The organism is Gordonia sp. WA4-43, assembly GCF_020520305.1.
Taxonomy (GTDB): Bacteria; Actinomycetota; Actinomycetes; order Mycobacteriales; family Mycobacteriaceae; genus Gordonia; species Gordonia hongkongensis.
Genome location: NZ_CP084736.1, coordinates 2,678,112 through 2,703,624, shown reverse-complemented (window position 1 = coordinate 2,703,624; position 25,513 = coordinate 2,678,112). Strand labels below are relative to the sequence as shown.

At 67.8% G+C, this 25,513-nt stretch carries 22 protein-coding genes and 1 pseudogene; 7 read left to right on the top strand and 16 right to left on the bottom strand.

Annotated features, from left to right (window positions below):
• Positions 1 to 12: 12 nt before the first annotated feature.
• Positions 13 to 1,065: an EamA/RhaT family transporter gene (locus tag LEL84_RS12125; protein ID WP_226514197.1), complete on the bottom strand. Its 1,053-nt coding sequence runs from the start codon at positions 1,063 to 1,065 to the stop codon at positions 13 to 15.
• A 271-nt stretch (positions 1,066 to 1,336) separates the two neighbouring features.
• Here LEL84_RS12125 and LEL84_RS12120 point away from each other — a divergent pair, with 271 nt between their 5' ends.
• The 3 genes from LEL84_RS12120 (at position 1,337) to LEL84_RS12110 (ending at position 4,532) form a co-directional block, all read left to right on the top strand.
• Positions 1,337 to 2,524 carry a carboxylate--amine ligase gene (locus tag LEL84_RS12120; RefSeq protein WP_226514196.1) on the top strand — a complete coding sequence of 396 codons (1,188 nt, stop codon included), beginning with the start codon at positions 1,337 to 1,339 and terminating at the stop codon, positions 2,522 to 2,524.
• A gap of 137 nt (positions 2,525 to 2,661) precedes the next feature.
• A complete protein-coding gene (locus tag LEL84_RS12115; protein ID WP_065630380.1) occupies positions 2,662 to 2,865 on the top strand; it encodes a hypothetical protein in 204 nt (67 codons plus the stop codon).
• An 86-nt stretch (positions 2,866 to 2,951) separates the two neighbouring features.
• Complete coding sequence (locus tag LEL84_RS12110) at positions 2,952 to 4,532, top strand: MFS transporter (RefSeq protein ID WP_226514195.1); 1,581 nt, start codon at positions 2,952 to 2,954, stop codon at positions 4,530 to 4,532.
• 9 nt (positions 4,533 to 4,541) lie between these two features.
• On the opposite strand, the gene LEL84_RS12105 is transcribed toward LEL84_RS12110, so the two are convergent.
• The gene (locus LEL84_RS12105; protein ID WP_226514303.1) at positions 4,542 to 5,132 is read right to left on the bottom strand and encodes a TetR/AcrR family transcriptional regulator; all 591 of its coding nucleotides are present in this window, start codon (positions 5,130 to 5,132) and stop codon (positions 4,542 to 4,544) included.
• A gap of 120 nt (positions 5,133 to 5,252) precedes the next feature.
• On the opposite strand from LEL84_RS12105, the gene LEL84_RS12100 reads away from it, so the two are divergent.
• Positions 5,253 to 6,491 carry an oxygenase MpaB family protein gene (locus tag LEL84_RS12100; RefSeq protein WP_226514194.1) on the top strand — a complete coding sequence of 413 codons (1,239 nt, stop codon included), beginning with the start codon at positions 5,253 to 5,255 and terminating at the stop codon, positions 6,489 to 6,491.
• Here the strand turns inward: LEL84_RS12100 and LEL84_RS12095 are convergent.
• Positions 6,443 to 7,078 carry a pyridine nucleotide-disulfide oxidoreductase gene (locus LEL84_RS12095; protein WP_226514193.1) on the bottom strand — a complete coding sequence of 212 codons (636 nt, stop codon included), beginning with the start codon at positions 7,076 to 7,078 and terminating at the stop codon, positions 6,443 to 6,445. The two genes, LEL84_RS12100 and LEL84_RS12095, sit on opposite strands and share 49 nt — an antisense overlap.
• A 173-nt stretch (positions 7,079 to 7,251) precedes the next feature.
• Here LEL84_RS12095 and LEL84_RS12090 point away from each other — a divergent pair, with 173 nt between their 5' ends.
• A complete protein-coding gene (locus LEL84_RS12090; protein WP_226514192.1) occupies positions 7,252 to 8,739 on the top strand; it encodes a cryptochrome/photolyase family protein in 1,488 nt (495 codons plus the stop codon).
• A gap of 45 nt (positions 8,740 to 8,784) precedes the next feature.
• Here LEL84_RS12090 and LEL84_RS12085 read toward each other — a convergent pair whose 3' ends face one another.
• From LEL84_RS12085 to LEL84_RS12040, 10 genes and pseudogenes are all read right to left on the bottom strand, one after another.
• Positions 8,785 to 9,462 carry a TetR/AcrR family transcriptional regulator gene (locus LEL84_RS12085; protein ID WP_065630385.1) on the bottom strand — a complete coding sequence of 226 codons (678 nt, stop codon included), beginning with the start codon at positions 9,460 to 9,462 and terminating at the stop codon, positions 8,785 to 8,787.
• Positions 9,463 to 9,511: 49 nt separating this feature from the next.
• Positions 9,512 to 10,273: an ABC transporter ATP-binding protein gene (locus tag LEL84_RS12080; RefSeq protein WP_226514191.1), complete on the bottom strand. Its 762-nt coding sequence runs from the start codon at positions 10,271 to 10,273 to the stop codon at positions 9,512 to 9,514.
• On the bottom strand, positions 10,270 to 11,094 hold the full coding sequence (locus LEL84_RS12075; protein ID WP_058249620.1) for an ABC transporter ATP-binding protein: 825 nt from the start codon (positions 11,092 to 11,094) through the stop codon (positions 10,270 to 10,272). The genes LEL84_RS12080 and LEL84_RS12075 overlap by 4 nt, the downstream gene beginning before the upstream one ends.
• On the bottom strand, positions 11,087 to 13,090 hold the full coding sequence (locus tag LEL84_RS12070; RefSeq protein ID WP_058249621.1) for an ABC transporter permease: 2,004 nt from the start codon (positions 13,088 to 13,090) through the stop codon (positions 11,087 to 11,089). Before LEL84_RS12070 ends, LEL84_RS12075 begins: the two co-directional genes overlap by 8 nt.
• A gap of 124 nt (positions 13,091 to 13,214) precedes the next feature.
• Positions 13,215 to 14,489: an ABC transporter substrate-binding protein gene (locus LEL84_RS12065; RefSeq protein WP_175401108.1), complete on the bottom strand. Its 1,275-nt coding sequence runs from the start codon at positions 14,487 to 14,489 to the stop codon at positions 13,215 to 13,217.
• Positions 14,490 to 14,829: 340 nt separating this feature from the next.
• On the bottom strand, positions 14,830 to 15,999 hold the full coding sequence (locus LEL84_RS12060; protein ID WP_226514190.1) for a phosphatase PAP2 family protein: 1,170 nt from the start codon (positions 15,997 to 15,999) through the stop codon (positions 14,830 to 14,832).
• Between the two features lie 161 nt (positions 16,000 to 16,160).
• Positions 16,161 to 16,805 (bottom strand): TetR family transcriptional regulator, encoded by a 645-nt coding sequence (locus LEL84_RS12055; RefSeq protein WP_226514189.1) that lies wholly within the window; start codon positions 16,803 to 16,805, stop codon positions 16,161 to 16,163.
• A gap of 37 nt (positions 16,806 to 16,842) precedes the next feature.
• The gene (locus tag LEL84_RS12050; RefSeq protein WP_159371562.1) at positions 16,843 to 19,047 is read right to left on the bottom strand and encodes an MMPL family transporter; all 2,205 of its coding nucleotides are present in this window, start codon (positions 19,045 to 19,047) and stop codon (positions 16,843 to 16,845) included.
• Positions 19,048 to 19,213: 166 nt separating this feature from the next.
• The gene (locus LEL84_RS12045) at positions 19,214 to 19,735 is read right to left on the bottom strand and encodes a hypothetical protein (RefSeq protein ID WP_065630390.1); all 522 of its coding nucleotides are present in this window, start codon (positions 19,733 to 19,735) and stop codon (positions 19,214 to 19,216) included.
• A gap of 99 nt (positions 19,736 to 19,834) precedes the next feature.
• Positions 19,835 to 21,008, bottom strand: a pseudogene (locus tag LEL84_RS12040) (DUF418 domain-containing protein).
• A gap of 90 nt (positions 21,009 to 21,098) precedes the next feature.
• Here LEL84_RS12040 and LEL84_RS12035 point away from each other — a divergent pair.
• Complete coding sequence (locus LEL84_RS12035; RefSeq protein WP_226514188.1) at positions 21,099 to 21,707, top strand: TetR/AcrR family transcriptional regulator; 609 nt, start codon at positions 21,099 to 21,101, stop codon at positions 21,705 to 21,707.
• A gap of 55 nt (positions 21,708 to 21,762) precedes the next feature.
• Here the strand turns inward: LEL84_RS12035 and LEL84_RS12030 are convergent, their stop codons facing one another.
• Positions 21,763 to 22,152 (bottom strand): DUF5997 family protein, encoded by a 390-nt coding sequence (locus LEL84_RS12030; protein ID WP_058249924.1) that lies wholly within the window; start codon positions 22,150 to 22,152, stop codon positions 21,763 to 21,765.
• A gap of 41 nt (positions 22,153 to 22,193) precedes the next feature.
• Here LEL84_RS12030 and LEL84_RS12025 point away from each other — a divergent pair, with 41 nt between their 5' ends.
• Entirely contained in the window at positions 22,194 to 22,961 is a 768-nt protein-coding gene (locus tag LEL84_RS12025) for a LysR family transcriptional regulator substrate-binding protein (RefSeq protein WP_413466962.1), read from the top strand.
• Between the two features lie 33 nt (positions 22,962 to 22,994).
• Here LEL84_RS12025 and LEL84_RS12020 read toward each other — a convergent pair whose 3' ends face one another.
• Together LEL84_RS12020 and LEL84_RS12015 are read right to left on the bottom strand one after the other, a co-directional pair.
• Entirely contained in the window at positions 22,995 to 23,654 is a 660-nt protein-coding gene (locus LEL84_RS12020) for an NADPH-dependent F420 reductase (RefSeq protein ID WP_065630393.1), read from the bottom strand.
• 123 nt (positions 23,655 to 23,777) lie between these two features.
• Positions 23,778 to 25,454, bottom strand: a complete 1,677-nt coding sequence (locus LEL84_RS12015) for an SLC13 family permease (protein ID WP_226514186.1) — start codon at positions 25,452 to 25,454, stop codon at positions 23,778 to 23,780.
• Positions 25,455 to 25,513: the final 59 nt, after the last annotated feature.

Sequence of the window (25,513 nt, the reverse complement as noted above, 5' to 3'; positions counted from 1 at the left end):
AGAGCGGGAGCGTCAGGTGCGCCGGGAGTCCTGGCTGTCGAAGACGGGGTCGTCGGTGGTCCACAGATCGGTTTCCGCGACGTCGGGGTCGGCGTCTGCCGCGGACGCTCCGCGCTCCTCGTCGGACGTGGGTTCCTCCCGGCCACGGCGCCACCCGCCCTTCATCGGCGGCGCCTCGCCGAGGTGATCCGGGTCGACCGAGCCGTACCAGGCGACCAGCACGGCACCGATGACCGCGCCGACGAAACCGAGGATGGCCAGCCAGCCCAGTCCGGGTTTGGCCGTGTCATCGAGGAAGACGACCCCGACCAGGCTCGGGCCGGCCGTCTCGCCGACCACGAGCACCGCGGTCACCCCGTTCACCGCGCCGAGCTGCAGGGCGACGGTCTGGACGTAGAAGCCCACCGCGCCCGCGGCGGCGATGGTCCAGGCGGCCGGATCGGTCAGCAGCGCCACGGGATCGAACGGCTGGATTCCGTCGAGGATGCGCACGGCGATGGCGATGATGCCGAACAGCAGACCCGCCGATGCGCCGCCGACGATGGCGCCCGCCGGACCGAGGTTGTAGACGCCCACCAGAGCAAGAGCGCAGAGGGCGAGCGTCGCGACGAACAGACCCCAGTGGAATCCGACCTCTTCGCCGCCGCCGGTGTGATGGGACGACGCCACGCCGAGCAGGCAGAGCGACATCACGACCAGCCAGATGGCGACCCATTCGCGGGTGTGCAGCGCGATGTTGAGGATGATCGTGCCGAGCAGGGCGGTGATGACCAGGTTGGCCGACACGATGGTCTGCGAGAGGAACAGCGGTAGGAACCGGGCAGCGAGGGCGCCACCCGCGAAGCCGAGGACGACCAGTGTCGTGCCGAGGATGAAGGCCGGATCGACCAGCGTCGACATCGTGGACGAGAGGGTCGGTGCGCCGTTCTCGGTGGTGATGCCCTCACCCTCGTCGGCAGCGGCTTCGGCCACGCGGCGGGCGCCGAGCGCGCGCAGGACCGTGGACATCCCATAGGCGACTGCGGCGAGGCACGCGGCGATGACGCCGATGACGAACAGCTGCATGCCTCCTCCAACTCGGCCCGGATGAGCCTCGACAGGCTCGGACCGACGACCACCCCGACTGCGTACGCACGCGATCGGCTCGGGCCGCACCAGCGCTGCTCCGCAACTGCTGTTCCGCAACCGGAAGCGAAGCACACGGACCGGCCGATCGTGCAAAAAACTAACAGGGTGAACCGACAGGACGGTACTGAATATTCCCGACCTGACCGCATTTTTTTCGCAGGCCGTCCGGCTTCCGTGCTCAGGGCCCGTCGGCACTACACTCGCTCGGGTGAACAGCGCCGGACAAACCCATGTACTGATCACATTCGGCAGATCGTTCCTCACCCTGGAACTCGCGCGGCTCATGGCCGCGGCGGGTCACCGGGTGAGCATCGTCGACTCCATCCCGGTCGGGATCGGCCGATTCTCCAACGCGGTGAGCGACTTTCACCGCGTGCCCCCGCCGAAGTTCGAGCCGCTCGCATACTGTCTCGCCCTCGCCCGGATCGTGGCCGACAACGACGTCGACATGGTGATCCCGGTGCACGAGGAGACCGACATCATCGCGATGCTCGCCGAGGTGTTCCCGCCCGAATGTCGGCTGTTCCTCTCCGATTTCACCACCGAGAACCGCCTGCACAACAAGTACGATTTCCAGGAGCTGCTCGTCGAACTCGGAATCCCGACGCGCAAGTTCGCGCGGGTGTCCGGACCCGAGGACGTCGGATCGCTCGATTTCACCAAGCCGTTCGCGCTCAAACACTGCTATTCGCGGGGCTCGCAGAAGGTTCACAAGGTGACTCCCGACGATCCGCTCACCTGGCTCGAACACGATGAGCAGAACCCGTGGATCGCACAGGAGTGGGCATCGGGGAACAACTTCTGCACGTATTCGGTCTGCCATGAGGGCCGCGTCTACGCCCACGCCACCTATCCGGTCGACTACGCCATCGACGGCAGTTCGTGCCTCAACTTCCGGTCCGTGGACCATCCGCGGATCGCCGGGTGGGTCAGCGATTTCGTTCGCCGGGTGAACTTCACCGGCCAGATCGGGTTCGACTTCATCGAGGACCGGAACGGTGGCGGCGACCTGTTCTGCATCGAGTGCAACCCGCGCGCCACGAGCGGGATCATGATGTTCACGCCCGAGGACGGCGTCGATCGCGCGTTCTTCGGGACCTGGAATCCCGACGACGGACCGATCACGCCCGGGTCGGGCGTGGACAAGATGATCGGGCTGGGCATGCTGCTCTACGGGTGGCGTCCGTCGTCGCGCAAGGACCGGACCCTGCGCGACTTCGTCCGCGACTTCCGCGGCGCGTCCGATGTCGTCAGCAGTCCGGGCGACCAGATGCCCGCGCTGATGCTCCCGTTCGCCTATGCCGGGATCCTGCGCAGCTGCCTCAAGTACCGGGTCGGGCTCGCGGAGGGTTTCATGCACGATCACGAGTGGGACGGTCTCCGCATCAGCCTGTGACACCCCGTCGCGGATTCGACCCTTCGGGATGGGGACGACGCCGACGCCGGGGCGTAGAATCTCGAGTCACCATCACCTGCGTGTTGACCCCATCCGCAGGGTTGTCCGGGGGGACTCGAGCTCGAGGGGAGCTGCTCATGAACATGTCCGGGATCATGCGTCGCACGTCTGTCGGGGTGGCCGCTGTCGGTGCCGCCTGCGCGATCGGTCTGGCCACCGCGCCGGCCGCTTCCGCCGCGCCGGCGCCGGTGCAGCCGGTGCAACCGGTACAGGCCGTCGGTTCGGTGGCGATCTGCTTCGGCATCCCCATCGGGCCGGTGACCATCAGCGTCTGCCTCTGATCTGATCCCACGGGAGTCCGTGACCATTTCGTGCCGGAGCGTCCCGATCCCCGGCCCGATGGCGCTCGCGCACGTACGATTCCCCGATGACGTCGACAACGGCCGAGGTCGAGGCGGGGACGGCTCCCAAGCGGGCGAAGGCGATCCTGGTCGCGCTGATCCTGGTCGCCGGGGTGGCCAACATCAATCTCGCGGTGGCGAATGTCGCGCTACCCGACATCGGCAAGGCGCTCGACGCGAGTTCGACGCAGTTGAACCTGGTCGCGGTCGGTTACTCGCTGGGCCTGGCGGCGTCGGTGCTCTACTTCGGCGCGCTGGGAGATCGGCACGGCCGCAAGCGGATGCTGGTCATCGGCATGTGCCTGTCGATCCCCGCGTCGCTCGTCGCCGGATTCGCGCCCAACGTCGAGGTCCTGTTCGGTGCTCGTCTGGTGGGCGGCATCGCCGCGGGCCTGGCCTTCCCGACCACCCTCGCGGTGATCACAGCCCTGTGGTCGGGGCCGAAACGGGTCCGGGCGATCGCCGCGTGGTCGGCGTTCGGCGGTGCGATCTCGGCGCTGGGACCGGTCCTGTCCGGGGCGCTCCTCGAGATCCTGGCCTGGCACTCGGTGTTCCTGGTGACCCTGCCGCTCGCCGTCGTCGCGTTGGTCGCGGCGTGGCGGTTGGTGCCCGACGACAACGGCGACCAGGCGGCAGTCGTCGACAACCTGGGTGGCGTCGTGTCCATCGTGATGGTGGGCTCGCTGGTGCTGGCGATCAACTTCGCCCCGAACTCCGATCAGCGACTGCAGGTCTACATCCTGGCCGCGATCGCGCTGCTGGCAGGGGCGGGTTTCGTCTGGCGGCAGCTGCGTGTGCGGGTGCCGCTCTTCGACCTGCGGATCGCGGCCCGACGCACCTTCTGGGTCGCGGCGGTGGGCGGGCTGATCGTGTTCGGCACGCTCATGGGCGCGATGTTCATCGGCCAGCAGTACATGCAGAACGTTCTCGGCTACTCGACGCTGGCGGCCGGCGCCACGATCCTCCCGGCCGCGGCCGCCATGATCGTCGTGGCCCCGCGCTCGGCCAAACTCGTGCAGAGCATGGGTTCGCGGTTCACGCTGCTGTCCGGTTACGCCTTCATCGTCGTCGGCCTGGTGCTCGCGATGCTCACCTGGGATGAGGACGCCCACTTCTGGCATGTCGGCCTCGTCTACGTCCTCGTCGGGGTGGGCGTCGGTCTCGCCGGTACCCCGGCGTCGCAGTCGCTGACCGGTTCGGTGCCGGTGCAGCGCGCGGGCATGGCGTCGAGCATGTCCGATCTGCAACGCGACCTCGGTGGCGCGATCCTGCAGTCCACCCTCGGCGCGATCCTCACCGCGGGTTACGCGAAGCAGTTGCAGGACACCATCTCCGGTTCGCCGCAGGCCGATCAGGTCACCGAACAGACCGAAGCCGCGCTGACGAAGTCGTTCTCGAGTGCCGAGGTCCTGGCCGAACGCTATCCGCAGTACGCCGATCAGATCATCGCCGCGGCCCGCGACGCGTTCGTACAGGGCGACAGGAACGCCTACGGCGCGGCGGCCGCCATCGTGGTGGTGGGTGCGGCGGTGGTGTTCTTCTTCTACCCCAGACACGAGGCGGAGCGAACGGCGATGGCGGAGTACGCGGAACAGCGCAGCCTCTGAGTCGCCGACTCAGCCGGCACTTACTCGACCAGCACTGCCCGACGGCGGTGAGTCGAACGCCGCCAACAACATTCGTGCCGCCATCGCGATGAGCGATGTCCGGTCGGCGTCGCGGGGTCGTTGCAGGGCGATGCGCAGGCACAGACTCGCGGTCGCACCCATGGTGAGGAACACCAGTTCGTCGATCGCCCGATCGTCGAGGTCGGGCCTCATCCGCGACGGCAGGATCCGCGCCAGCGGGAGGAGCGGTCTCTCGACCTCGGCCCAGGCGTCGCCGAAGCCGTGTTCCCCGATCTCGAGCGAGGCACGCAGGACCGGCGCATGTGACTCGAATGACGACACGAGGGTCTCGACCACCGTGACCATCGCGGTGTCCGGTTGCTGATCCATCGCCCGGCCGATCCCGCTCGCGAGGGTGGCGGTGATGTCGTGAACGGCGGCGAGGCGCAGTTCTTCGACGATCGCGTCCATGTCGGCGAAGTAGCGGTACACCGTCCCGATGCTGACGTGCGCGTGGTCGGCGAGTTCGGCGGTGGTGGGCCGTCGGCCGGGACGACGCTCCAGGAGTGTGAGCGCCGACGTGAGGAGGCGTTGCCTCATCTCACGACTGCGCTGCTGCTTGGGTGCCTTGCGCCGTTGCGATGCGGTGGTTTTGGGAGTCGTCGACGATGCCATTGAAAGTGAATAGTAAGTGAGGATTGCTCGTGTTCTCATGGATCCATGGAACGGAGCGCACCCGCCGACCTCGTGAACACCGACCTGGCCGTGCAACGGTTCGGGACGGCCGGCCGTGACTGGCTCGATCAGATGTGGATCGCCGACCCGCTCGCCGACGCCGTGGCCGCCGACCGGCAACCCGGTGGTCCGACCACGACAGTGCTGCGGGCGGCGCTGAAGAACGGCATCGACTCGGTCGACGACGCGACCGACTCGTTGCGCGCGCTCTTCGAGTTCCTCGATGACGAGCCCGACTGGGTCGATCATGATCGGATCAGTCGCGCGGCCGACGCGCTGGTCGTCAACACCGCACCGCTGGGCATCGTGCTCGGCGCGGCATCGCTGGTCCGCGGGGCGGGAAACACGATCGCGGGCAAGCCACTCGCGGTCACCGGGCGCTACGTGTCCCAGCCGGCGGTGCGGTCGGTGGAGGTCGGTGAATGGCTGGGGCAGGTGCTGACGCCCGGCGGGATGCGCCGCGGCGGTGACGGTTTCGCGTACACGGTGCGGGTCCGGATGATCCACGCGCATGTCCGTTCCATGCTGCTCGCGCGCGGAGACTGGGATGAGACCGCGTGGGGCGTGCCGATCCCGCAGCCGTACATGGCGTTCACGATCGCCGAGTTCGGGCACATCGCGATCGACGCGATGCACAAGCTGGGGGTGCGGTTCACCGACTGCGAGCTCGACGACATCTATCACCTGTGGCGGTACGTGGGGCATGTGGTCGGGATGAGCGCCGAGCTCAACCCGGTCTGCGAGGCCGACCACGTCCGGATCGAAGAGCTCTATCGGCTGACCTCGCCGGGGCCGGGTCCCGACGACCGGGATTTCGTGGTCGCGTTGACCGACGACTATCTGGTGCCCGAACTGGCCGCGGTGTTCCCGGGGCCGCAGGCCCTGCGACGCCGGCTGGCCACGAAGACCATGCACGGACTGCAGCGGGTGTTCATCGGTGACGCCGACGCCGACGCGCTCGGAATCCCCGACGGCCGGTTCAAACATCTGCTGAGACGGGTCGGACCGGTTCTTGCGGTGGCGGATTCGGCGCAGCGGGTCGGTGGCGCCCGGCGGGCACGAGCACGCGTCGAGAAATCCTACCGCGCACGGGATGTCGCCATGGCGCGGATGCGGGAGGACTACCGCGTCACCCACGACCTCGTCGACGCGGCGCCCGGCCCGCAGGCCGCCGCTCAGCCGTCGAATCGGCTCGCGGCCGTGACGTCCTCGGTCAAGCAGTAACTGACCGACAGCGGCTGTGTGAAGGCCCATTTCGTCTCGTCCTCGGTGCAGGTGAGGGAGTCCGCACCGCGGCTGACGGTCTTGGCGAGGATGGTGCTCTCCGCGGGGGAGGCGTTGCACTCGACCTCGCGGTAGTCGGCGAGTTTGCCGCCGCCGATAGGGATCTGGTAACAGGTGTCGACGGCGAAGTTGGGTGTGAGGCAGAGCTTCTGGTCGCCTTCGCCGAAGGTGAGCGCGGAGGTGTTGGGGGTGCCGCATTCCGCCGACGTGTTGACCTTGTCGGCCGCGTAGAAGGTGAGCCCCTCGGTTCCTTCGCACTCGGCCTTGGTCGCCTCGACCTTGCCTTCGCCGGCTTCGGCACCGATCTGCAGGCACTCGCCCACGTCGATGTCGGAGGCCTCTTCGATCGACTGCGTGCCGACGCTGACGCTGCAGGCCGCCAGCGTGGCGAAGCCCACGCAGGCCGCGATGACCGTGGCACGCCGGCCGAGCTGCCAGAGAGGCTTGTCCACGGACGGCACGTCGCCGCCGGACTCGGCAATCCGATCGTCGGAGGGGTGCGAATAGCTGGCGGTGCTGCGCGACATCGTGGTTCCTATCGTCTGGAGTGGGCGGGTGCCCGGTCTCGGCGGCTCATCGTGGTGTTCGGGTGATGAACGACAGGATGTCGCCGGGCGCTTGGTGCGAACTTGGGGTCGACTTGTCCGGCCCTTGAGAGGGCCGTCCAAGTCGGGAGCGTGTAGCGGCGAGAGGAGAGTTGATGTCAGGTCCGTCCGGCGATGTCGTCCGCGTGGTGCTGCCGCATCAGTTGTTCGAGTCGCACCTCGACGCGGACCCCGGCACCCGCTTCGTCCTCGTCGAACACGATCTGATGTTCCGGCAGTACCGGTTCCACGTGCAGAAACTCGTCCTGCACCGGGCGAGCATGCGCAGGTTCGCGGACCGGCTGCGGGACCGGGGTTTCGAGGTCGACGTGCTCGAGACCGACGCGGAGGAGTCCAGTCACGACCAGCTCGTGGAGTACCTGTCCGGCCGGCCCCCGGCGTCGGTTCACCTGTACGACGTCGTCGACGACTGGCTGACGGGCGACCTGCTGGCGGCCTTCCAGCACGCCGGATGCCCACTGGCGGCCGACGACATCGCCGAGAGTCCGAACTTCCTCACCACCCGTGCGCAGATCCACGAGTTCTTCGCCGGCAAGCGGCCGCGGATGCAGCAGTTCTACACCTGGCAGCGACGACGGCTCGGCATCCTCGTCGACGACGACGGCAAACCGGCGGGCGGCCGGTGGAGCTTCGACACCGAGAACCGGAAGAAACTGCCGAAGAACCGTGAGGTCCCGCAACCGACACCGCCGGCGCGACATCCCGAGGTCGACGCCGCGATCGCCTGGGTGGCCGACGAGTTCCCCGACAACCCGGGCGACGCCGACGGTTTCGCCTGGCCCACCGCCCACGACGAGGCGCTGGCCATGCTCGAGCAGTTCCTGGCCGACCGGTTCGCGGAGTTCGGACCCTACGAGGATGCGATCAGCACCGAGCACCCGTTCGTCTTCCATTCGTTGCTGACGCCCGCACTCAACACCGGGCTCCTGAGCCCGCGAACGGTGCTGACCAGGGCGCTGGAGGCCGGTGGACGTAACCGTGTCCCACTGGCCAGCGTCGAAGGGTTCGTGCGGCAGCTGATCGGCTGGCGCGAATACATGCGGGCGTCGTACGAGACCCGCGGGCGTGCTCTCCGGAGCCGGAATCACCTGGGCCACGATCGGAAGCTGTCCGACGGGTGGTGGACCGCCGAGACCGGGCTCGAGCCGGTGGACCTCGTCATCCGGCGGATTCTCGCCAACGGGTATGCCCACCACATCGAGAGACTGATGGTCCTGGGCAACGCGATGTGCCTGCTCCGCATCGACCCGGAGCAGATCTACGAGTGGTTCATGGAGATGTTCGTCGACGCCTACGACTGGGTGATGGTCCCCAACGTGTACGCGATGAGTCAGTTCGCGGCCGGTGAGGCGATCACCACCAAGCCCTACGTCTCGGGCAGCAACTATCTGAAGAAGATGTCGGACATACCGCCCGGCGACTGGACCGCCGACTGGGACGGGCTGTACTGGACGTTCGTTCGCGACCACCGGGACGTCTTCGAGGCCAATGCGCGGTCGAACTTCCTCGCCCGGGCCTACGACCGGTTGCCCGCGGCGACGAAGGCGGGCCACAGCCGGCGTGCCGGCCGCTGGCTGGGGTGACCGCCCCGGTCCTGAGCGCGCCCGTGTCGACCGCCGGTCACGGGTTCAGCGCTGCCCGAGCGATTCGTCGAGAGCGCGCAGCTGGTCCGCGCGGACGTCGCGGAGCACGGCGAGGGTCGCGGTGATCGCGAGGTCGCAGGCCTCGTCGACGCCGGCGCCGTCGACGATCAGCGCGCGGTGGGCGACGTCGAGGCTCATCCCCAGCAGGAGCGACGCGAGGGTGTCGGCACTGGCCGCGATCCGCGCGCCGCGTTCGGCGTAGTTCTGGCGTAGGCGTGCGGCGATACGGGGTTCGAGCGCGGCGTACAACCGGCGGTCACTGCCACCCTCCCGGTGGCCGATGAGGACACGCAGACCTGCCGGGTGGCGTCGGGCGTAGTCGAACAGGGCCTGCACCGAGTAGCGGGCGCGGGCACCGTACGGCATGTCCTCACTCGCGTCGTACACCTCGAACATGAACGAGGTGAACGTGTCGAGCTCGCGGGTCATCACCCGGTTGACCAGCTCGTCGCGGGACCCGAAGTGTGCGTAGAGGGTGACCCGGGTGGTGCCGCCGCGTTCGGCGATGGCGGTCATCGTGGTGCGCTCGGCACCGACCTCGGCGATGACCGCGCATGCGGCGTCGAGCAACTCGTCGTCGGTGGGCCGATTGCGGGTGTTGCGGGCCGGTCGTACGACGCCGGCGTCCGTGGCCACCGGATCGTCGGTGTCTCCGGTGGCCACGTCGTCCCGGTTCCGTCGTCTCGTCCGTACGCCTGCAGACCGCGCGGCCCTAGGAGGCGCGGTCCTCGACGGTGCGCCCGAAGTAGGCCGCCTCGACCATGTCCCGCCGGTTGCGGAGTTCGCTCGCGGGTGCCGAGAGCGCGACCCGACCGTGATGGAGCACGATGGCGGCGTCGGCGATGCCGAGGGCGAGATCGATGTGCTGTTCGACGAGGACGACAGCCATCTGGTGTTCGTCGGCGATCGACCGGAGCCGGGGCAGCAGGTCCTGGACCGCGACCGGGGACAGGCCCAGGCTCAGCTCGTCGATGAGGAGGACCTTCGGGTCCGCCAGCAGCGCCTTGGCGAGTGCGAGCATCTGCTGTTCGCCGCCGGAGAGATTGCCGCAGCGTCGGCCCCGCATCGTCTTGAGCTTCGGGAAGTACTGGTAGACGGTGTCGAGGTCGGGCCCGTTACGACGCTTGGCGAGACGGAGATTGTCCGACACCGACAGACGGTGGAAGACGCCCCGGGTGTCGGGGACCAGGGTGATCCCGCGCCGCGCGTTGCGTTCGATGCGACGGTCGATGGGGTCGCCGAGGGCGGTCACGGTGCCCGACATCAGTCCGAGGGCACCGACCGCGGCGAGCAGACTCGTCGTCTTGCCCGCCCCGTTCGGACCGAGCAGCGCGAGGATCTCGCCGGGACGGACGGCGGCGCTGAGACCGCGGACGGCGGGAACCCCGCCGTAACCGACGGTGACGTCGTCGATCGTCAACACCGGGGTCGTCGGGTCCGGTGTCGCCTGGCCGGGGGCGGCGTGCGCGCTCATCGCGTTTCCTTCGGGTCGGGTCCGGTCGGGGCGGCGTCCGGGTCCACCTCGGGACTGCCGAGGTAGGCCGAGATGACCGCCGGATCGTCCTGGATGGCGGCCGGGGGCCCGCTGGCGATCACCCGGCCGAAGTCGAGCACGTACAGGCGGTCGCACACGTCGAGGACGAGCGACATGTCGTGGTCGATGAGCAGGATGCCGATACCGGTCGCCGCGATCCGGCGGAGTTCGGTCCCGAAGTCGCGGCTCTCGTGGGTGTCGAGTCCGGCGGCCGGCTCGTCCAGCAGGACGAGTTGCGTCCCGCCGACCAACGCCCGCGCGACACCGACAAGTTTCTGCTGTCCCAGGGTCAGCTCGCCGGGGAACTGGTCGGCGGCATCGGCCAGGCCGACGAGTTCGAGTGCCGACGAGATGACATCGGCGGGCGGACGGGAACCGTTGAGGACGTCGGCGAGCATGGCCCGCAGGCCGACCGGCTGGACCGCCACGGCCAGGTTCTGCTCGACGGTGAGGTCGGTGAACAGTTCGCCCGCCTGCCACGTCCGGGCCATGCCGGCCCGGCGGCGACGATGGGGGCTCGCCTTGTCCAGTCTCTCCCCGCGCAACGACACCGTGCCGGTGGCCTTGGTGAATCCGGTGACCGCGTCGACGAACGTGGTCTTGCCCGCGCCGTTGGGTCCGATCAGTCCGACGATCTCGCCCGCCGAGACCGAGATGTCGATGTCGGAGTTGGCGCTGACGCCGCCGTACCGGACCGACAGCCCGCCCGTCTCGAGGAGTGTCGTCGACGTGGCCGGCTTCTCGAGTGTCGACTCAGACATGTGCACCCTCCTGTGCGTTCTGTGCCGCGCCGGGCGCTTCCGGACGGGGGGACGGTTTGTGCCGGTGGGCGCGTAGCTTCTCGCCGAGCTCCGACATGGCCCCCGCGACGCCGACGGGATTCAGCACCGCCATCAGCAGGAGGCTGCCGGCGGCGAAGAGCTCGTAGTACTCACCGAGAGCGAGGGTTTGGTTGAGGAACACGTAGCCCACGCCCAGCGGCCCGATGATGCCGGCGAGGACCGCACCGGCGAACGACGTGATGCCGCCGACGTAGGTCATCGCGAGCAGCGTCAGCCCGATCATGACCGTGAACGAGCCGGCCGACAGCTGTCCGCGGCTGTAACCGATGAGGCAACCGCCGATGCCGGCCAGAAACGCCGACAGTGCGAAGCCGAGCAATTTGGTTGCGGCGACGTTGATCCCGACCGACGACGCGGCGCGTTCGTTGGAGCGGACGGCCAGGAAGGCCCGTCCGGTCGAGCCGCCCATGAAGCGCAACACCACGAGGGTCGCGATCGCGACGACGATCAGGACCATCAGCGAGAACCGGATCGTGACCAGGTTGGTGCCGTCGCGCACCCCGAGGTCGAGGCCGAAGATCGTCGGGTCCGCGATGAGGTTGCCCTCGAAGGACGTGATCGCCGGGTTGTTGAAGACGAAGCTCTGGATGGCCAGGGCCGCGGCCAATGTCACGACGGCCAGCTGGGCGCCGCGGATCCGGAGTGCGGGCACGCCTACCAGGACACCCAGGCCGGTCGCGATCAGGGCGGCGAAGATCATGCTGAACGGAAACGGCACATCCCAGTTGGTCGTCAGCTTCGACAGGGCGAACCCGGCCGCGCCGGCGAAGGCCATGCTGGCCAGCGAGATCTGGCCGAGGTAACCGGTGAGCAGGACCAGCGACAGTGCGATGAGGCTGAGGATCACCGAGGTGACGACGCCGAACCGCCAGCTGCCGGATGTGAGGAGGATCGCGACGACGACCACCGCGATGCAGACGACCGTCGGGATCAGCCGGATGCGGGGGATCCGGACCGCGGGCATGCGCACCTCACCGAGCGAACCGCGCGACGGGATACGACCGCCGAGCAGGAAGAGGGCGATGACGACGATGACGAACGGAACGGCGTCGCCGAGGCCGGCCTGCGCCCATTCCGGCCACCAGTCCTTGGTGGTGAGCCACGTGATGGTGGATTGGAATGCGCCGAGGACAAGACCTGCGGCACAGGCGATCCCGAATGAGGTGAGCCGGCCGACGAGGGCGACGGCCAGGGCCGGGATGACGAAGAAGGTGTAGCTGGTCTCGGTGAGTCCGATGGTGTAGGACGCGAGGACGACGATGAGACCGGTTGCTGCACCGGTGAGTGCCCACACGATCGCCGCGAGGCGGTCCGGGGAGTAGCCCGACAGCCGAGCGGCGAGTTCGTCTTCGGAGCCCGCGCGGGTGGCGACGCCCAGGGTGGTGAGCCGGAAGTAGGCCCACAGCACCAGTGAGATGGCGATGGCGACGCCGGCCAGGATCAGGTCCGAGACGTTGACGACCGCGCCGGCGATGTCGACGGTGTCCTCCGGCAGGATGGCCTCGGCGAAGAGGTTCTCGGTCTCGAAGCGGAGATGGACGAGCGCCTGGATGAAGAGCATGAGTCCCACCGAGGCGACCACCTGGGCGAGCACCGGGGCCGAGCGGAGCGGCCGGAAGATGAGTACGTGTGCGAGCAGGGCCCAGACGACCGCGCTGAGCACGCCGAGGACCAGTGCCAACTCCATCGAGGTGGGGTCGGACTCACTCCCGAGTTTCAGTGTGCCGATGGGCAGGACGAGACTGCCGTCGGTGCGCAGTGCGGCGACGAGATAGACCGAGTAGAGGCCGATGGCACCCTGCGCGAAGTTGATGATGCCGGTGGCGGCATAGATGCCCACGAGGGACGACGCGAGCACCGAATAGATGGCACCGGCGGATAGTCCGAGGAAGACGAACTGGAGGAACTGGCCCATGTGGCGTACTCATTCGTTCGGCGCGTACGGATCTCACGCGCGTGTGAGGATGCGGAGCGTTCGGATCGGGGAGCAGAGCCGGGTGTGGGGGGGGGTGACCACCCCGCCACACCAGCGACCCGTGTCAGTAAGCGCCCGGGATGCGCTGCAGCGCAGCCGGAAGCGGGGTGATGAAGCCGCCGGTCGCGGGTTCGGTCTTCTTCTCGGCGACGACGTCGAACAGCAGCATCTCGGTGGTGCAGTTCGGTGTGGTCGGCTTACCGCAGTTGAGCTTCGGGCCGATGAAGGACTGGTAGTCCGTGACTGCCTTGAGCGCACCGAGCACGTTCGGGCCGGTGAAATCGGTGACCTTGGCGTTGTTGAGCGTGATCGCGAAGTCGGCGAGGGTCGCGAAGGTGCCGTAGGCGTAGAAACCGCCGGTGCCACCCTGCTCGTCGATGAACTTCTGGGCGATCCCGAGATTCGCCTTGGCCGGCTCCGGTGCGGAGTCCATGGCCGGAGGCTGCCAGATCGGTGAGTAGGTCTGTGCGCCAACCGCTTGCGCACCCATGGTGTCGATGAAGTCGGTGCAGGCCGCCATGAACATGGTGCCCTCGTAGTTCACCGACCGCAGCGACTGCGCGAGCTTGGTGCACACGTTGTCGTTCTGTGAGGTCATCAGGCCGGCCGCGGCGGGGTTGCCCTCGGCCAGGGTGGTGGCCAGCGAGGTGAAGTTCGGGCCGGTCGGCGGGTAGTAGACCGACTTGACGTCGATGCCGAGCTGGGCGCCGAGCGGCTTCATCAAACCGTCGAACACCTGATGCGCTTGGGGGAGATCGGCATTCGCAAGCGTCAACGAGTTCTTGTTCGCGGCCTTGAGCTGCTGCATGAAACCGACGAGGAACGCGGCGGGAGGCGGACCGAAGTACACGCGGTTCTCCGCCGAGGCGCCGGTGGAGGTGTTGAACGGGATCTGGCCGACCAGCGGGATGCCGGCCGAGGTGAGAATCGGCACCGCGGAGGCGGATTCGGCATTGTAGCCGTCGATCGCGGCGACCACGCCGGCCTCGACGAACTGGTTGGCGCACGACACCGTCGATTCCGGTGCGGTCTGGTCGATTCCGCAGTCGACGATTTCGACGGGCCGGCCCCCGATGCCGCCGATCTGGTTGTTGATGTAGTCCAGGGCGGCGTCCTTGCCGGTGGTCACGCCACCCTGGGTGGCAGGGCCTTTGGTGGGGTTGAACAACCCCACCTTGATCGCCTCGCCCGTCGCCTTGGTGCCGCTGGCATCCGCGGCGGAGCCGTCCGACGATCCGCCGTCGTCGCTGCTGCACGACACGACCGAGAAGATGCACGCCGCGGCGACGGCAACCGCCGCCAACCGTCCGGCTCTCCTGCGTGAATTCGACCAACGCATGTTTCGACTGCCTTTCCCGATGATCTCCGGGCACGACGGAACCGCCCTGCGAGAGGGCACGGCGACATCGCCCCGGCGGGGCTTAGAAGGATTGAGTTCATCGACCCAGCGCTGTGTCTGGGTCCGCGATTCCGGCACCGTCCGCCCTGGTCACGGCGGTGAGTCCACGTCGGATGTGATGTGGGCCACTCGAAAAGTAGCCATACCCTTACGCCGGTGTCAAGCTGTTCGGCGAAACTGGACACACAGTGGACCACATGGCACGACACTGCCCGTCACGAACGAGTTCGCAACGGGCAGTGGGACAAACGATTCAGTTACCAGCAGGTCAGGGCGGTCCTCAGTGGACGGTCACCCGACCGTCGCGGCCGACCGTGACGTCGGCGGTGTAAGCACGGACGAGGTCCAGGCGCTGCCAGGAGGCGCGGCCGGGACGCTGGTCGTCGAGCGGATATCCCGCGGGCGACGCGGTCTGTTCCAGGACTTGACGCCGCTGCTCGTCGGTCAGTCGCGGGTACGCCCCGGCGATCAGTTCGACGGCCTGTCGGGGCACCACCATCGGATGTGTCGGCGACGAGACGCGTCCGAATCCGTAGGTCATGCGCTGGGCGTAGATCGTCTGGGCCGCGGCATCGGTGGCGTAGGGCGTGTCACGCGCGATGCACACCGAGAGGGCTGCGCCGCAACGCCATTCGAGTTCCTTGCGGATCTCGGTGGCAGACGCGGCGAGGAGCCGGCGGAACTGCGGGTCGTTCCAGCGATCGGCGGCGGCGGCCTGCCCGACGATCGCTCCACCGATCACGTCGAGCGGGTAGTGCACGCCCAGCACGATGCGGTGATATCCACCCTCCGAGGCACGGGCGAGGAACTGCGGCGCGAGTTCCGGGAGCATCGACGCGAACAGGGTGCCCCGCCAGAAGAACAGGCTGGTGTGGCCGGACGGGAACGACGGGTTGCTGCCCAGCGCGTCGTACTCGCTGGCTCCGGCGCGCATGTACTTGCGGATCCGCTCGGGTGCGACGATGAACGGCCGCTCGTACCCGAACACGTACTTCTCGACGAGCGTCGCGTTCGCGAGCCCACCGGCGCGGGCGAGGTAGTCGCTGAAGAGGGCCGTGGTCTTCGGGAGGCGGTTGGCGGCGAGGGCGTTCCGGAAATCCCGACCGAGCCGGTCGCCGAAGGCGTCGGACATCGTCCAGAGCGGATCGTCGTGTGCGTCGGCGAGCGCTCGGCGCTGCAGTCCCGGGTTGCCGGCCGCCGACTGGTTGATCGCGACCGCCGTCTCGAGATTGCGGGCCATCACCTCGGGGTGATCGCGGCGCAGGGCGGTGAACGTCTCCACCGGCTGCAGGTACACGCCGCCCGGATACGACGAGATGTCCGAGGCGTAGAGCCGCGCGATGTCGGTCACCGGGAACGGCGCCGGGGTCGGCTTGGCCGGCGCGGCCTGGGCCGATGCCGCGAGCGAGACGGTGGCCGCGATGGCCGCGACCACCGCAATGGCAATCACTGACCAGCGGCCAGTGCCCCCTGCTGCCTGAGCCGGCGACGAGCGCAGCGAGGAGCCGTGTCGAAGGCCCGGCATCGGTCGCGGTCGGGCAGCGTTGTCCGAGATCACGCTCTGAATCCTAGAGGGAATGTTCGCGGGGCGAATGGCCGGACAACTACTGTTCATCCGACCGGCAACCCCTGCTCGAGCAGATCGATCGCGCGCAGGGTGGTCTCGAGTTGCGGCAGCTCGCGGTTCTCGTCGATCTCGGTGGCGAGATGGAAGGTGACCCCGGCGATCGCGTCGAGGAACACCTTGAGCCCGAAGTCGTCGGGCGCGACCCGTAGGTAGTCGGCGATGAGCTGGGTCATGTCCGAGATCATGCGTTCGGACTCGGCCTGGAATGTCTTCTGCAGCAACGGTCCGGTGCGGATGAGTTGCATGCGAAGCGGATTGCCGATCCACGGGTCGTCGTCGGTCAGGCGGTGCAACTCGGTCAGCAGATGCCTGATCAGGTCGAAGTGGCTGAGTCCGGGCGGCATCGACCTGACGATCGCGCGCGCCTCGGCGTGCAGATGCTCGTCACCGACGACCACCTGTTCCTTCGACGGGAAGTAGCGGAAGAACGTCGTGTGTGAGACGCCGGCGGCCTCGGCGATCTGCTCGACGGTGGTCTTGGCGTACCCCTGCTCGGCGATCAGGGTGATCGCCGCCTGCCGGATGGCGTTGCGGGTGCGCAGTTTGTTCTGTTCACGCAGGCCCATCCGACGCCCCGGTGCGGGTTCCGGGGCGTCGGAGCCGGCGTGCACAGTCAGGCAGTTGCCCATACGTGCTCACTTCTTGTCAGAAGGATTGTGCGGCTTATCAACTCGCCGGGACCGGGGACCTGGTGTCGTCCGGTTCCTCGAGCCCACGATGGCGGACTGCTTCGCCCTCGATGTCGAAGTTGATCACGAAGCGGTCGAGCCAGCGCGGGAGGCCCCAGGCCCGGTCGCCGAGCAACGCGATCGCCGCGGGTACGACCAGCATGCGGATCACGAAGGCGTCGAAGAACACTGCCGCGGCCAGCGCGAAACCCATCATCTTGGCGGTCGTCTCCGGGGAGAGCATGAACGCCGCGAAGACGCTGATCATGATGATCGCCGCCGACGTGACCACCCGGGCTCCGTGCCGGTAACCGGCGACGATCGCCTCCTTGGCCGACAAGCCGTGCATGAACTCCTCGCGCATTCGGGTCACCAGGAACACCTGGTAGTCCATCGCGAGCCCGAACACCACGCCGATGAGGAAGATCGGCAGGAAGGAGATGATCGGCTGCGTGTGGGTGATCAATCCCAGCCAGCCCTCCTGGAAGATCGCCACGGTGACGCCGAAGGTCGCCAGGACCGAGAAGACGAATCCGAGGGTGCCGATGAGCGGGACCCAGAGCGACCGGAAGACGCCGATCATGATCAGGAATGCGAGACCGACGACCACGACCAGGTAGGGGATGAGTGCATCGTCGAGTTTCTGGGAGAGATCGGACATGATGGCTGTCTGACCGCCGACGTGGAGTTCCGCGCCACGATTCTCGACCGTTGGTGCAAAGGCGCGGATCTGCTCCATGAGGTCGTGTGTGGCGGCTGACGACGGCGCGCTCTCCGGGGTGACCATGATGAGCGCGGTGTCGCCTGCTCGGTTGCCCGTCCAGGTGAGCCCCTCCGGGTTGGCGACATCACTCAGGGTTGCGATGTGCCGCACGGTCTCCTCGGCCGGGGCGTTGATCGCGCCGTCCTCGTCGTGTACGACGACGAGCAATGGGCCGTTGATGCCCTCACCGAAACCGCGGCTCAGCAGTTCCTGCGCGGGTGCTTCGGCTTCGCTGGACAGCGACAGACCGAGTTCCAGCTTGGTTGCCGGGATGGCCGCGGCCGCGAGCGCCAGCAGGCCGATCACGATGAACGGGATGGGCCACTTGACGACGGTGCGCCCGACCTTGACGCCCATAGTGTCGTCCTCGGATTCCACGGCGTGCTTGATCCAGGGGATTCGAGGTAGGAAGGCGAATCGCCCGAACGCGCCGAGAATGGCGGGGATGAGGGTCAGAGCAGCCAGCACCGCGATGAACACGGCGACGCCGGCACCCGCGCCCATCTGAGTGATGATCGGGATGCCGATCACCATGAGGGCCACCACCGCCACGATCACGGTGAGGCCGGCGAAAACCACCGCCGACCCGGCTGTGCCGACGGCTCGGCCGATGGCGTCTGATGGCGCGCCGCCGCGGAGTAGTTCCGCGCGGTACCGGGACACGATGAACAGCGCGTAGTCGATGGAGACGGCGATGCCGAGCATCGTGACGATGGCGGTGGCGGACTCGTTGATCGACAGAGCCTCGGCCGACAGCGTGAGCAGCAGGATGGTGATGCCGACACTGACGATCGCGGTGACGAGAGGTATGAAGGCGGCGATGAGAGCTCCGAACGCCACGATCATCACGACGAAGGCGACGGCGAAACCGAGCAGTTCGGCCGTGCCGCCGGCTTCCATCACCTGCATCAGCGACCCGGTTGCCTCCACCTGCAGACCGTCGACGGAGAACTCGTCCAGGATCGAGACGAGTTCTTCCTTGTTCTCGACGGTGAGGTCGAGGATCGGGATGTCCTGGCGCACCTGGATGAGGCCGACCCGACCGTTGTCGCCGACGACCTGCGCTGCGAGTGCCGGTTCAGCGGCCGCAACCGTCAGCGGGTTGACGACGGTCTGCGGCTCGATGACGTCGGGGAGTCCGCGGAGGGCCGCGGCGAGTTCGTTCAGCTGCGCGGTGTGGTTCTGCAGCCCGTCCTCGGCAGCGACGAGGATGCTCGTCGACGCCTGTTCCTGCTGGGCCATGACCTGTGGGAAGTACTGCTCGACCTGTTCGGTGGCAACCCCCGAGTCGGTGCCGGGAAGGCTGAAGTCCTGCGCGAACTTGGGCTGGAGTGCGCCGACCAGTCCGGCGACCGCGATGAGCGCAGCCAGCCAGGCCGCGATCACCGACCATTTGTGGCGAAAGCAGAAGCTTCCGAGCTTGAACAGAAACGACGCCATGCGTGGACCCCTCTGGTGCTGCGGAAGACCGGCCCCCGAAGGTCCCGGCGCAGATGACGAGAGAAATGGTACCCACTAACACTCGGGACTGAGTACCACTTTTCGGAGCGGGCTCCGTCACACCGCGCTGCAGGTGTGGCCGGTGTCGCCTTGCGAGAGGGTCTCGTCAGCGGGCGTTCGGCGGCGTCTGGTGTCCGCGGGGATCGGCGTCCGGGCGGTGACGCGGATCGATAGGGTTGTTCGACGGCTGACCGGCGTGCCGGCCTGCGATGTTCGGGTCGTTCCGCCCGTCCGCACCACGCCCGTCGGCGCCCTGTCCCTCGGTGTCCCGTCCATCCGCGTTCCGTCGGACATCGGGGTCGAGACGGTCCGCACGGGCGAACTCGCTTTCGACCTCGTGCCGCGACTCGGCCGCGTGTCCCTGGTGGTGGCGTGCCTGTTCCTGCAGCCGCTTGGCCTCTGCGGCCTTGGCGTCGGCTTCGGCCTGCGCTTTCCGTGCCCGGGCGTCGGCCTCCTCGGCGACGGCCTCGCGGTGGCGGACGGTCGAGACCTGTTGCGTGGCGTTCTGCCTGATCTCCTCGGCTTGAACCCGTCGGCGTGCCTTTCGCTGACGAAGCAGCAGCAACACGAGCGCAAGAATGACGATCACGACGACGACGGCGATGATGATCCAGATGGCGGTGTCCACGACTCACTCCTCGGTCGGATGATGGTGCGCGTCGGGTACCCCGCGGCGGGGATGGCTAACCCATCCCGGTCAGCTCGCTGACCTGCGGTCGAGCAGCCGTCACCGCGGGTAGTCCACTCGTTCGGGTGACATTCGCCGGTCGGCGGAAGTGGTGATGCGGTCGTAGCTTCGGTGCCACAGCCATTCGAGAGGGCCCCGCTCGAACCGGCTGAGCCAGAAGCGGGAGAACAGCATGAGCACCACGGCGATGCCGAGGTACAGGGTCACCGTGGCGGGGACCAGCGTCGAGCCGTCGAGATGTTGCGCGAGCCCCAGGCCCCAGCCGTAACAGACGGCACCGCGATCGCGTTCTGTAACACATAGCAGGACAACGCCATTCGACCGACTTGTGCCAGCGCGCGGCCGCACCGCCCGGGAGTGCGGCCGTCGGCGTAGTACCCGGCGACCCATGCGAGCAACCCCAGTGCGACGACCGGCGCCAACCCGTACCGCCCCACGACGAGTCCGGCATCGCCACCGGCCAGTCCGACGGCGAAGTCGAGAGGTAGGGCGATCCCCAGCCCGACGGCCATCAGGCGTCGCCGAAGCCGGACGCCGCGCGGTTCCAGGACGCCGGCGCGCAGCAGGGCCGCGCCGATGAAGAAGAGCGCGATCGACATCGGCAGGATGAAGAGCACCTCGGCACGGAACATCGGAAGTTCTCAGCGCGAAAAGCGACGAGGTCGACGAAACTGCCGTCTGCGTAGGGGTTCGGGGACAGCGCGGCGCCTGGACTCGATGCGGCGGGCGCGGCGAGAAGGGCCCAGCTCAGCAGTCCCAGCAGCGCCAGATGCGTCGACGCGGCGATCGCGATCGCGACGTACTGGCGCCGCAGTCGCATCGACAGCAGGTAGGCGACGATGAGTCCGGTGACCGCGTAACCCATGAGGACGTCGAACTCGGTGAAGAGGAAGTAGTTGATCACGCCGTCGACGAACAGCAGCGCGGCTCGCCAGTAGTACCGTCCCGGCCAGGGCCGGCCTCGTCGAACAGCCGACCGCTGCTGGATGGCCAGCCCGATTCCGAACATGATCGTCAGCAGACCGAGGAATTTGCCCTGGGCGAGTTGCTGCAGGACGTCCTCGGCCACCGCCCAGGAGCCGGTGGCCCGATAGGCGCCCTGGATGTAGCCGATCAGACCCTCCGGGTTGGTGAAGATCCAGATGTTGGTGGCGAGGGTGCCCAGAATTGCGATGCCGCGCAGGACGTCCAGCGCCGCGTGTCGGGTCGCCATCGTGTCTCCGTTCTGTGCCCCTTTTTTGCTGACACAACCGTGCTATCAAAACTCGAAGTCAAGGTAGCACGGGTGTACTAGCATGGGTCAATGCCCAAGTTGATCGACCGGGACGGGCGACGCGCCGAGATAGCCGAGGCCCTGTGGCGGATCGTGTTGCGCGAAGGCGCATCCGGAGTATCGGTCCGGGAGGTGGCGGCCGAGGCGAACATCTCGGTGGGCTCGCTTCGACACGTGTTCGGGGCCAAGGAAGAGCTGCTCGAGTTCTCGATGCGCCTGATCTATGAACGGGTGGCGCTCCGCATCCGCGAGCACGACCGGATCCGCGATCCGCTCCGCTGGGCCGAAGCCGTGTTGTCCGAGGTCCTACCGCTGGACGACGAGCGGCGCGTCGAGATGCACGTCAACCTCGCGATGGTGACCGAGTCGGTGGCACACCCCGGTCTCGCGGATGCTGCGCGCGAGGCCCACGACGGTTTGCGCTCACTCTGTCGGACGGTGCTGGGCGTCCTCGACGAGCACGGGCTGATCGGCGCCGGCCGCGAACTCGACTCTCATGCGATCGCGGTACACGCCCTTGTCGACGGTCTGGCGATGCACCTGCTCCTCGCTGACACGGATTCGCCGGCTCGCGCGCAGCGCGTGCTCCGGGAGTATCTGACAGGGCTGGCGGTCGAGATCCGGGAGACGTTGCAGTGAAACGATATTCGCTGTCGGGCGGATACCGTTGTGCTGCTGCGGACCGGTCGGAGGACTAACTCTCCGGGTCCGTGTCACCCTCCTCGCGGGCGCGTCGTCGGTCGGCATGCAGCGACTTGACGCGCCGCTCCTCGCGACGGACCTCGATCTGGGTGGCGCGTTCGGCGGCCAGCCAATCCGGCATCTCGGCGAGGAGGTCGTCGATCTGCGCCGTCGTGAGTGCCTCGGTGATGCCGCCGCGAACCAGACCCGAGTTCGAGATGCCGAGTTTCGCCGCGACCAGATTCTTCGGGTGCGGGCCGTCGGCGCGAAGCGTGCGGAGCCATTCCGGCGGGTCGGTCTGGAGGGCGGCGAGCTCGGCCCGGGTGATCGGGCCCTGCTGGAACTCCGCAGGAGTGGCCGGCAGGTACACGTCCAGCTTCTTGGCGGCGGTGGCCGGCTTCATCGACTGCGAGCTCATTCGACGAGGGTATCGGGCGGTAGCCTTTGGGCGTGACCACACCCGACGTTCACGCAGCGGGCGAGGCCCCTGTCTTCCGGCTGGCGTACGTTCCGGGGGTCACGCCGAGCAAGTGGGTCAGGATCTGGGCCGAGCGGCGTCCCGACGTCCCGCTGGAACTCGTCGCCGTCGACGTTGCGGACTGTGCCGAGGCGGTCGGGGAGCGGCGCGTCGACATGGCGATCACCAGATTGCCCGATGCCCTGCGGTCCGGCGATGCGCGGGAACATCACACGATCGACCTGTACGAGGAGACGACGGTCGTCGTCGTGCCGAAGGACCACGCCCTGACCGCCGGCGACGAGATGACCCTGGCTGATCTGGCCGACGAGCAGTTCCTGTGGCCGCTGGACGAGCCGTTGGCCGTTTCCGAGCGCCCGGGTGTGGCGGTAGACCATCGGCCCGAGACCACCGGTGACGCAGTCGAACTCGTCGCGGCCGGTGTCGGCGTACTGCTCGTGCCGCAGTCGCTGGCGCGCCTGCATCACCGCAAGGACCTGGTGTATCGACCGGTCACCGACGCCCCGACCGGGTCCGTCGGACTCCTGTGGCCTGCTCCCACAAGTCAATTGGCCGATGAGTTCATCGGCATCGTGCGCGGCCGCAAGGCGACGTCGTCGCGGGGGCGGACCGACGAGGCGCCCAAACGGTCGGCGAAGGAGAAGGCGGCGGCGAAGAGGGCGGCACGCGAGGCGGCCGGGAAGATCCCCGGCAAGAGTGCGCGACGCGGGCCCGGACGTCCGAAGCGTCGCTGATTCCCGCCGTGGCGTGCCGCCCCTGTCAGTGCGTCAGGCGCGCCACTCAGCGGTGCGTTCCGGCGACGCATCGGCGAGCGCCTTGAGGGTGTCGTCGACGCCGAAATCCTTGCCGTACACCGGCGTTCCCGGCTGTTGCCGCCACGACTCGGCGAGCGGTCCGGCGTCGACCGGGTCGAACCCGAGTTCGTCGACCACGCGGAACACGATCTCCTTGCCCGCCGTATCGTCGCCGGCGATCGGCAGCGCGATACGGCCCTCTGTGCCCGCGGGTACGCCCTTGTTCAGCAGGTGCTTCCAGTAGATCCCGTTGAACACCTTGTACACCGGGACGCCGAGCAGTTCCGACACCCACACGCTCTCGGGGGTGCCGTTCTCGATCGCCTCGATCTTGCCGTCGCGCTGCTGGGGGTAGTAGTTGTTGGTCTCGATCACCGGGGCGTCGGGCTTGCGGGCGTCGAGGATGCCCGGCGCGAGGTCGGGGGTGTTCTTCTGCGGGATGCTGACGATCACCAGGTCGGCGTCCTTCGCGGCGTCGGCGGCCCAAACGGCGGTGGCGCCGGTCTCGGAGGCCAGTTCGGCCAGCGTCTCCGGGTCGCGCGAGTTCGCCACCCGCACCTCGTGTCCCAACGATGTCAGACGACGCGTGAGCGTCCCGCCGATGAATCCCGCTCCGATGATCCCGATCTTCACAACTGCACCTCTTTGTTCGACGACGTTGTTGACCCTTCGCGCAACGGATCCGTCGGTTCGGTGCATTCCCGTGGTCGGCGGGAGGGTGACGAGCGACTCGATCGGGCCCGGTCGAGTCGTGGGTCAGTACGCGATGCCGAGGGACCACGCGAACACGGTGTAGGCGGCGAGGGTGATGAGCACGATCCCGATGAGGTTGAGCCAGAGCCCGCCACGGATCATCTGGCCGATGGTGACGTACCCGCTGGCGTAGGCCACCGCGTTCGGTGGGGTCGCCACCGGGAGCATGAATGCGCAGGTTGCGGCGAGGGCGACGGGGATCGTGAGCACCAAAGGGTCGAGACCCATTCCCATGGCCACGCCTCCGGCGACCGGGAGAAAGGTTGCCGCTGTCGCGGTGTTGCTCGTGATCTCGGTGAGGAAGATGATCGCGGTCGCCGCGATGACCACCAGCACGATGACCGGGATCGTGTCGAGCCCGGCGGCCACGTCGCCGATCCAGGCGGTCAGTCCGCTGGACTCGAACTGCTGGGACAAGGCGAGGCCGCCGCCGAACAGCAGCAGCACGCCCCATGGCAGTTTGATCGCGGTCTCCCAGTCGAGCAGGCGCACACCGGGTTTGGAGCCGCTGGGCAGCAGGAACAGCAGGATCGCCGCCGTCATCGCGATGCCGGTGTCGGAGATCGGCGGATTCTCGTCCCAGATCAGCGGGACCGCGATCCACGCCAGTGCGGTGAGGCCGAAGATCGCGGCGACCCGGATCTCGCCCTGCGACATCGAGCCGAGGCCGTCGAGCTGATCGCGGATGATGCGCCGGCCGCCGGGGATGTCGTCGATCTCCGGCTTGAACAGGACGTGCGTGAGCAGGAACCACGCGATGGCGAGGAAGATGACGGCGAGCGGGACGCCGGCGATCATCCACTCGAGGAACCCGATGTCGATGCCTTCGCCCTCGAGGTACCCGACCAGGAGGGTGTTGGGCGGGGTGCCGATGATCGTGCCCAACGATCCGATGGATGCGGCGTAGGCGATGCCGAGCATCAGTGCTGTGCCGAAGTTGCTCTTGATGACCGCCTGGGTGAGGGTCTCACCGTCCACCGGTTCGTCGGTGTCGGTGGCCTTCGGCCCGGGCGCGTCGGTGCCCGATTCCTTGCCGAGGTCGAGAACCAGCGCCAGGACCGACACGCCGATCGGGATCATCATCACGGCGGTTGCGGTGTTGGACACCCACATCGAGAGGAATCCGGTGGCGATCATGAAGCCCGCGATCACCATCGGCGGCTTGGTGCCCATCGCTGCGACGGTCACCAGGGCTATGCGGCGGTGCAGATTCCACCGCTGCATCGCGAGGGCGATGATGAAGCCGCCCATGAACAGGAAGATGACGTTGTTCCCGTAGGCCGCGCCGACGTCGTTCACCGAGATCGACTCGCCTGCTTCGTCTGAGCCGAAGACCGGGAAGATCACCAGCGGCAGCAGCGCGGTCGCGGGGATGGGTATCGCCTCGGTCATCCACCAGAGGCCCATGAGAACTGCGGTCGACGCCGTGAGCCGGGCTCCCTGCCCGACCTCGGCGGGCAGGATCACGTACACCAGGGCCGCGAGTGCCACGCCGGCAACGAGTCCGATCCACTGCCGACGCCGCATCTTCGGTTCCACCTCGTCAGCGCGCTCACCCGCCGACTGGTGGTCGATCTCGTCGAACTCCTGCTGTGAGTCAGGCGATCCGGAGCCTCGGCCGGCCGAGCCCGGTGTGTCGGACCGGTTGTCGCGTGGCCGTTCGCCGCTGCGCTGCACCATCGGAGCCTCCTCGGTATGCCTGCGTGGCACCTAGCCTATCGAGGAGCGTGTCGGAATTA